The sequence below is a fragment of the Nocardia seriolae NBRC 15557 genome (assembly GCF_007990715.1).
Classification (GTDB): domain Bacteria; phylum Actinomycetota; class Actinomycetes; order Mycobacteriales; family Mycobacteriaceae; genus Nocardia; species Nocardia seriolae.
In genome coordinates this window covers 1-7,041 of record NZ_BJWY01000206.1, presented here as the reverse complement: position 1 = coordinate 7,041, position 7,041 = coordinate 1, and the positions used below count along the sequence as shown (strand labels likewise).

The following is a 7,041-nucleotide window of genomic DNA, read 5'->3' as shown; positions in this document are numbered from 1 at the left end:
GGACACTAGCCGCCGACCGTGGTGATCCAGTCCTGCGGCACCTGCTGATCCTTGGCCAGCGCGTCGAAGAAAGCACTCGCCCGCGTCTTGTCCCAGAGCAGCACATTGCCACTGCCCGACACATCCTCGAAGCCGCCGACGGGAACGGTGGTGGCGATCGGATCGCCGTTCAGTGCCCTGCCGAGGCTCGCCAGATTCCAGATGTGCGCGCCGTCGTCGACCTTCAGCGCTTTGGTCAGATCCCTTATCAGCGGCCAGGATCGGAACGGGTTGGCCAGCGTGGCGGGACTGGCCGCCTTCTTCAGCAAGGCGCTCAAGAACTTTCGCTGATTGAGCATGCGGTCCAGGTCGGCGCGCGGGGTGGCGCGGGAACGCACGAAGCCCAGCGCGTCTGGGCCGTTCAGGGTCTGGCAGCCGGCGGGCAGGTCGATACCGGCCAGCGGGTCCTTCATGGGGGTGTCCAGGCACATGTCGATGCCTCCGACCGCGTCGACGATATTCGCGAACCCGCCGAAGCCGATCTGCGCGTAGTGGTCGATGTGCAGGCCCGTCGCGCCCTCCACGGTCTTGACCAGCAGTTGCGCGCCGCCGACGGCGAAGGAGGCATTGAGCTTGTCCTTGCCGACGCCCGGAATGCTGACGTAGGAGTCGCGCGGCAGGCTGACCAGCGTCGGCCGCCCGGACTTGGGAATGTGCACCAGGATGATGGTGTCGGTGCGCTCGCCCTCGACATCGGAGGCGCCGCCGGTGGACAGCTCCTGCTCCTGGTCCTTGGACAGTCCCGAGCGGCTGTCGGAACCGACCAGAAGCCAATTCGTCCCGGGCGTGTCGCCGACCCGTCCCGAATAGTCCGCGAGCGCGTCGATCCGGGTGAGGTTGGTGTCGACGTAGATGGCCGCCGCGATCGGCAACAGCAGCAGCAGGGCCAGTAGCGACAGGATCCAGCGGAACCAGTGCCGCTTCTTGCGTGGCCGGGAGCCGCGCGGCGGGCGGCCGTCGTCGCCACGGCCGCGGCGCTTGCCCGGGGGCAGCGGCGGCGGGGGAGTGCGCGGTGGTTCGTCGTGGAAGGGCTCGGGCCGCTGTGTGGGCGCGTAGCCGATGGCGTCGGCCGCGGGTTCCCGCACCGGTACCCGATTGCCCTGCGGGGGAACCCGATTGCTCGATGGCCGGTTGGGCGGGGGCTGTCTCCGATCGTGCCCGGCCGGTCCGCGCGGTCCGGGGTTCCGGTTCGGCGGCACCTGCGAATAGGCCAGCGCCGGGCCGGAATCACCGCGTCGGATCACCTGGGTCGGTTCTATGCCGGGTCGCTCGCCGTTGACGGATCTGTCGTCCGCGGGCGGTCTATGAGACGAAGGTCTCTGCGGTTGCCCGGGATTCGCCGATGATCGTTGGGGGTACGCGGGGCGCTCGCCCGGGCGTCCCGGCGGCGGCTCCCGGCGCATCCGTGCAAAGTGCTGGGGGTCGTCGCCGTTCATCATTGGAAACAGTACCGACCGCGGGGCTCGCGTGGCTCGTTCCGATCGGATTACGGTAGCCAGGACACGTGTCCGCGCAGGAAGGTGTAGCCGATGTAGGCGACCGTGTCGATCAGCGCGTGCGCCAGCAGCAGCGGCCAGAGCCGGTTGCTGCGCTGCCAGTAGCGGCCGAAGATCAACCCCATCACCACGTTTCCGAGCCCGCCGCCCAGCCCCTGGTACAAGTGGTAGCTGCCACGCAGCAGCGCCGAGGCCAGCAGCGAGCGATTCTCGTTCCAGCCCAGCGCCCGCAGCCGCGAGATCAGGTAGGCGACCACCAGGACTTCCTCGGCCGCCGAGTTCGCCCACGCGGACAGCACCAGCACCGGCAACCGCCACCAGCGCTCCAGCGAACTGGGCACGATGGTGACGCTGACCCCCAGCGCGTGCGCCGCCAGATACAGGCCCAGCCCGGGGATTCCGATCACGGCGGCCAGCGTGAGTCCGGGCAGCACATCGGCCCGCCACCGTAGTCGCCGCACCAGCCCGACCGCCTTGGGTGCGATTCCGCTGCGCCACAACAGATACAGCCCCAGCGCCGCCCAGCCCAGCAGCTTGGCCACGCCCAGCAACTGGAACAGCAGATCGATGGTCGACTGCGCCGCCCGCGACGCGTTCAGCGCGACGGTCTGCCCGCCCACCCCGCCGGGCGCGAGCGCACTTTCCAGCAGTGACAACGCCGCGCTGACCCCACTCAGCCCGAAGGTGACGACCAGCACCACCGCGATCTCGAGTTTGATCGCCCGCCGCCCCTGTTCGGGCAATTCGGGCGCGGGCCACACGGGCGCGGAGTCAGCAGCCGAAACCATGCCCGCCAATCTAGGCGTGGACATCGCAAACACTTCGGCGCGGCGCCACGGCATTCGTCGGATTCACCCGGATCGGCGGATCCGATCGGCTGGGTCACCCTTGGCGCGGATCCGGTGATCGGCGCATCGGGCGATCGGCGCGACAAGCTGCGCCTCGGATCGAGAGCGTTCGCGGCGGAGCGCGAACGGACGCGAATCGGCGCGACCGGACTCGGCTTTCGGAAGCGGTGCGGGCTTTCAGAAGCCGTGCGGGCCTTCGGATCCAGTGCAGTCCTCGAGAAGCCGTGCAAGCCTTCAGATGCGGTGCAGACCGCCGCGGAAGGGGTTGCCGGCCAGGCTGTGTACGGCGCGGCTGAGGGATTCGAGGTCGTCGGCGGGGTTGTCGAAGGGGATGCGGATGTCGTGGTCGGTGTCGGCGGCCTCGATGCGGAGGGTGACGCCGTAGCGGTCGATGGCCAGGGGGTGGATGAGCGCGCCGCGGCGCAGGGCGTGCGGCAGGCGGCGGGCCAGGCGGTCGATGATGTCCTGGTGGTCGGCCTGAAGGTGTTGCAGCCAACCGGCTTCCAGCGCGCAGAACGGGTCGGGGCGGGCGTCACGCAGTTGTTCGCGGTCGACGGAGTCCGCGCCGGAGGTGTCGGCCACCACCGCGGAATCGATGACCAGGCGCAGCAGGGTCGCGGTGTGGCCGATGTCGAGCAGGGCCGGGTGCGGGTGGTCGGTGGCGACCGCGCCCGCCAACGCGCGCTGGGCGTGCGAGGGCACGGCGTGCACCCAACCGCGCAGCCACACCAGCGAGCGCACGCGTTCGCGCAGTCGCAGCGGCGCCTGGTCGGTGAGTTCCAGTACGCCCGGCGATCCGCCCGGCCCGCCGCCGAGGACGAGCCCGGCCGCGGTGGAGTTCATCGGCACCGCCACCACCATGTCTCCGCACTGCCGCAGCAGGTGAACAGAGGTGGGCACCGGGTCGAGGCCGGGCAGCGCCAGCATCGCGCTCTCGGCGTGCGCGCAGGCGCTGTGCACGCGTTCGGCGGTAGTGGGTGCGACGACCTGGGCCGCGAATGGCATACACACCTCCGGATTAGGAATTAGGTAAACCTAAGCTAAGTGACGTGGGTCGCTCGCGCAAGGGCCACGCGCGACTTCGGCGGGGCCATGCCGGATCGCTACGGTGGATCGGTGCCGCACGATTCGTCCCACGCGCCCGAACCGGTCGCCCTCAGCCTGTCCGTTCCGCCGCGCCCCGCCCGCGGTCTGGCCGAGGACCTGGTGCGCCCGGTGTCGGCGGATGCGGGTGCGGAGGTGCTGGATTTCGCGCTCGATGACGAGGCGGTGTCGGAGTTCCTGGTGCGAATCGTGCACGGGGACAGCGGTTTCGTGGCCCGGGTCGACTCCGGCGAGCGGGCGGTCGCCGCGATCGCCGCGACGGTGGCGGCGCTGATCGGCGACGATATTCGCGCCGCGCTGGCCACCCCGGATATCGCGTTTCTGACCGGTTTGAAGCCGCCCGCGGTCGAGGCGTTCCGGGAGGTCCTGCTGGCCGTCGAGACCGCTGACGTCGCGGCCGTCACCGCGGCGTTGGCCGTGCTCGGGGGCTGATTTCCCCGGTCAGGGGTGCGAAGTTACCCGGGAGTCGGCCAAAGCCGGGGGTGACCGCGCACACGCAAGTAATGTCGTAACCGTGCCGCGCATCGCCTACTTCGGGCCGTCGGGAACCTTTACGGAGATGGCCCTCGCCAAATTGGAGTCCGTCGGAGCCTTCGACGGGCCGGTCGAGCGTGTCCCGGCCCGGAGTCAGGGGGCGGCGGTCGAGCTGGTGCGGGCCGGTAAGACCGAGGGTGCGGCGGTGCCGATCGAGAGCTCGGTGGAGGGTTCGATCGCGCCGACGCTGGATGCGCTGGCCGTCGGCCCCCGGCTGCAGATCATGGCCGAGACCGATCTGGATGTGGCGTTCACGATCGTGGGCCGCCCCGGCATCGGGCTCGAGCAGGTGCGCAAGATCGCGGCGTATCCGGTGGCGGCCGCTCAGGTCCGCATGTGGCTGGCCGTGAATATGCCGCTGGCGCGGCTCTACACGTCGGCGTCGAATGCCGCGGCCGCCGAGGATGTCGCGGCCGGGCATGCCGAGGCCGCCGTGTCCACCGCGCTGGCGGGGGAGCGGCTGGGTTTGACGACCCTGGCCGACGGCGTGGCCGATGTCGATCGGGCGGTGACCAGGTTCGTGCTGGTGACCGCGCCGCAGCCCGCGCCGCCGCGCACCGGGGTGGATCGCACCTCGATCGTGCTGGAACTGGCCAACGAGCCCGGCTCGCTCATGCGCGCGTTCGCCGAATTCGCCACCCGCGGTATCGATCTGACCCGCATCGAGTCCCGCCCGACCCGCACGGGTATGGGCACCTACCGTTTCTACCTGGACTGCGTCGGCCATATCGACGACGCCGCGGTGGCCGAGGCCCTGAAGGCATTGCACCGCACCGCCGCCCGGATCCGCTTCCTCGGTTCCTGGCCCGCCGCCTCGGCCACCGGCACACCGCCGCCGCCCGACGCACCCGCCGCGGCCTGGCTGGCCGATCTGAAGAAGGGGGTGGCCGACCTGTGACCGGCAAACTCATCCTGGTCCGGCACGGCGAGACCGAGGGCAATGTCGGCAAGATCCTCGACACCCGCCTGCCGGGTCTGCCGCTCACCGAACGCGGTGTGGCGCAGGCGAAGACCTTCGGCGCGAACCTGCCGCTGCCGCCGCAGCGGCTGTTCTCCTCGGCCGCGCTGCGGGCCAGACAGACCGGCGGGTACATCGAGGCCGTCACCGGCGTGCCCTTGGACGTGCTCGAGGATCTGCACGAGGTACAGCTCGGTGATCTGGAGGGTCTGAGTACCAAGGCCGCGCACGAGGAGTTCCAGAAGGTCTATCACGCTTGGCATTTCGGTGATCTGAGCGTGCGGGTGCCGGGTGGTGAATCGGGTGAGGAGGTGCTCTCCCGCTACATCCCGGCCCTGGAGCGCCTGCGCGACGAGTATCTGACCGATCCGGACGCCGGGGATGTCATCCTGGTCAGTCACGGTGCGGCCATGCGCCTGGTCTCCCGTGAACTCACCGGTGTGCCTAGGCTTTTCGCCGCCAACAACCATCTCGACAATACCGAGACCATCGAACTGCTGCCGTTCGAGAACAACCTATGGGAGTGCGCGCGCTGGGGTCGCTACCCCGCGCCCTTCGCCGACGCCATCGAACCGACCGGCGACGACCCGATGGGCTGACCCCTACGGGTTGGGGAATTCCGTTCGCAGCGGCAGGGATTCGATCAGGTCCTGCAGCGCCGTGCGGAAACGGGCCGGGGTGCCGCTCGCGAACGATGTCCATTTGGTGCCGTCACCGGAGCGGGTGGTGATGGCCAGGAATCGCCCGTGCCGGGTGTTGTACACCGCGACGTGGGTGTCGGCCACGTCGCGCGAGCCGTCGCCGTAGAGCACGCCGACGATCTCCGCGTGCGAATCCACCTGCACCAGAGCCGAAGCGATGGCCTGCGCGTCGCGGGCCGGCTTGCCCACCTCGGTCAGCCGTTTCGCCGTGGTGGCGGCATCGCCCGCGTCGTCGAAGATGGGGACCAGATCCGCGGTGGGCGCGTTCATTCCGGCCAGCTCGAGGGGCTCGGCCGGGCCGAGCGCGGCCAGCACGGTGCCCGCGAGATCGTGGCTCGCCTCGTCGATGACATAGGAGCCGGGGCCGCGCAGCGCCACCACCTCGAAGTCCTCACCCTTGGCCAGGCAGAACCGATTGACCTGGCCCGACACGTACCAGCGCACGGCCAGCACCCAGTGCGGCCGGTAGAGCACGCGCAGCCGCTCGGCGAGTTCGGGATGCACCTGATCGTCGTCGAGCAGGTCGCGCTCGGCCAGGGTGGCGGCCGCGGCGGCCATGGCGGCGTCGTGGTCGGTGGCCTTGTCGTAGCGGCCCATGGCATCCAGCACCACGGGCAGCTCGTCGATGCCCAATGTCTCCTGGAGATACTGCATTTCGTCCAGTGACAGCGTCACCGAACGCAGCAGCGACGGCCCGCGTCCCGCGCCGAGGACGGTCACCGGTCGCCCAGCGGGTCGCCGCCGATGACGGCGGGCGCGATGACCCGGCCGTCGGCGAAGACCTCCGCCGAGCGGCCGTAGTCGGTGCCGTGGTGCGTCTCGTCGTCGTCGCTGCCCTGGCCGCCGAGCAGCGGGCCGGTGCCCGCGGAGCGGACCGGGGTGGTCGAGGCCGGAGCGGTGGTCACGCTCACCGGCTCCGCCATGGGTGCGGCGGAAGTCGTTGCGCCACCGGCGTTTCCGGCATTGCCGAGACCCGCGCCCCAGCCGTCCGGCAGCCGCAGCGTGCCGCCGCCGTTGCCGATGTTCACCGAGGTGCCGGGTCCGTTGTAGGACACCGCCTGGGTGGCGATCGCCGCACCGCCCGCGCCGACGGTCGCGGCGCCCGCGCCCGCCATGGCGGGCAGGCTCGAGGCGGGCAGGGCGGGTGCCTGGGTCACGGCATTGGCGACGGCCGAAATCGCCGTGCTCGCAACGTTTCCCGCGCTGGTCATGCCGCTGGTGACCACCGTCCCCGCCACCTGCGCGACCTGCGAGAGCGCACTGGTGACGGCCGGATTCTGGGCCAGGGCCGCGGCCGCGCCGAGCGCCGCCTGAATCGGGTCGCTGCTGTTGGCGAAGGCGTCGCCGCCGGCATTAGTACT

The 7,041-nt window shown here is 70.5% G+C and carries 9 protein-coding genes; 4 read left to right on the top strand and 5 right to left on the bottom strand.

The window, feature by feature from the left end:
- Positions 1-5: 5 nt before the first annotated feature.
- The 3 genes from NS2_RS34590 to NS2_RS34580 all read right to left on the bottom strand — a co-directional run bounded on the left by NS2_RS34590 (position 6) and on the right by NS2_RS34580 (position 3,388).
- Positions 6-1,283, bottom strand: a complete 1,278-nt coding sequence (locus NS2_RS34590) for an LCP family protein (protein WP_409340089.1) — start codon at positions 1,281-1,283, stop codon at positions 6-8.
- A 242-nt stretch (positions 1,284-1,525) separates the two neighbouring features.
- On the bottom strand, positions 1,526-2,323 hold the full coding sequence (locus NS2_RS34585) for a CPBP family intramembrane glutamic endopeptidase (protein ID WP_033091554.1): 798 nt from the start codon (positions 2,321-2,323) through the stop codon (positions 1,526-1,528).
- Positions 2,324-2,617: 294 nt separating this feature from the next.
- Complete coding sequence (locus tag NS2_RS34580; RefSeq protein ID WP_033091553.1) at positions 2,618-3,388, bottom strand: DUF2470 domain-containing protein; 771 nt, start codon at positions 3,386-3,388, stop codon at positions 2,618-2,620.
- 39 nt (positions 3,389-3,427) lie between these two features.
- Here NS2_RS34580 and NS2_RS34575 point away from each other — a divergent pair, with 39 nt between their 5' ends.
- The 3 genes from NS2_RS34575 (at position 3,428) to NS2_RS34565 (ending at position 5,578) form a co-directional block, all read left to right on the top strand.
- Positions 3,428-3,919, top strand: coding sequence for a hypothetical protein (locus NS2_RS34575; RefSeq protein WP_235264046.1), 492 nt, complete (start codon positions 3,428-3,430; stop codon positions 3,917-3,919).
- An 82-nt stretch (positions 3,920-4,001) separates the two neighbouring features.
- On the top strand, positions 4,002-4,919 hold the full coding sequence (gene pheA / locus NS2_RS34570) for a prephenate dehydratase (RefSeq protein ID WP_033091552.1): 918 nt from the start codon (positions 4,002-4,004) through the stop codon (positions 4,917-4,919).
- Complete coding sequence (locus NS2_RS34565; protein ID WP_033091551.1) at positions 4,916-5,578, top strand: histidine phosphatase family protein; 663 nt, start codon at positions 4,916-4,918, stop codon at positions 5,576-5,578. The genes pheA and NS2_RS34565 overlap by 4 nt, the downstream gene beginning before the upstream one ends.
- Positions 5,579-5,581: 3 nt before the next feature.
- On the opposite strand, the gene NS2_RS34560 is transcribed toward NS2_RS34565, so the two are convergent.
- Together NS2_RS34560 and NS2_RS34555 are read right to left on the bottom strand one after the other, a co-directional pair.
- Positions 5,582-6,400, bottom strand: coding sequence for an ESX secretion-associated protein EspG (locus tag NS2_RS34560; protein ID WP_045440376.1), 819 nt, complete (start codon positions 6,398-6,400; stop codon positions 5,582-5,584).
- Positions 6,397-6,837 carry a hypothetical protein gene (locus NS2_RS34555; protein WP_052087080.1) on the bottom strand — a complete coding sequence of 147 codons (441 nt, stop codon included), beginning with the start codon at positions 6,835-6,837 and terminating at the stop codon, positions 6,397-6,399. The genes NS2_RS34560 and NS2_RS34555 overlap by 4 nt, the downstream gene beginning before the upstream one ends.
- A gap of 4 nt (positions 6,838-6,841) precedes the next feature.
- On the opposite strand from NS2_RS34555, the gene NS2_RS36545 reads away from it, so the two are divergent.
- A complete protein-coding gene (locus tag NS2_RS36545; RefSeq protein WP_155240167.1) occupies positions 6,842-6,994 on the top strand; it encodes a hypothetical protein in 153 nt (50 codons plus the stop codon).
- Positions 6,995-7,041 lie beyond the last annotated feature (47 nt).

What these genes read in the sequence shown, in the direction of transcription:
- NS2_RS34585 (WP_033091554.1), bottom strand. Translation starts at nt 2,323, where the DNA reads ATGGTTTCGGCTGCTGACTCCGCGCCCGTGTGGCCCGCGCCCGAATTG.
- NS2_RS34580 (WP_033091553.1), bottom strand. Translation starts at nt 3,388, where the DNA reads ATGCCATTCGCGGCCCAGGTCGTCGCACCCACTACCGCCGAACGCGTG.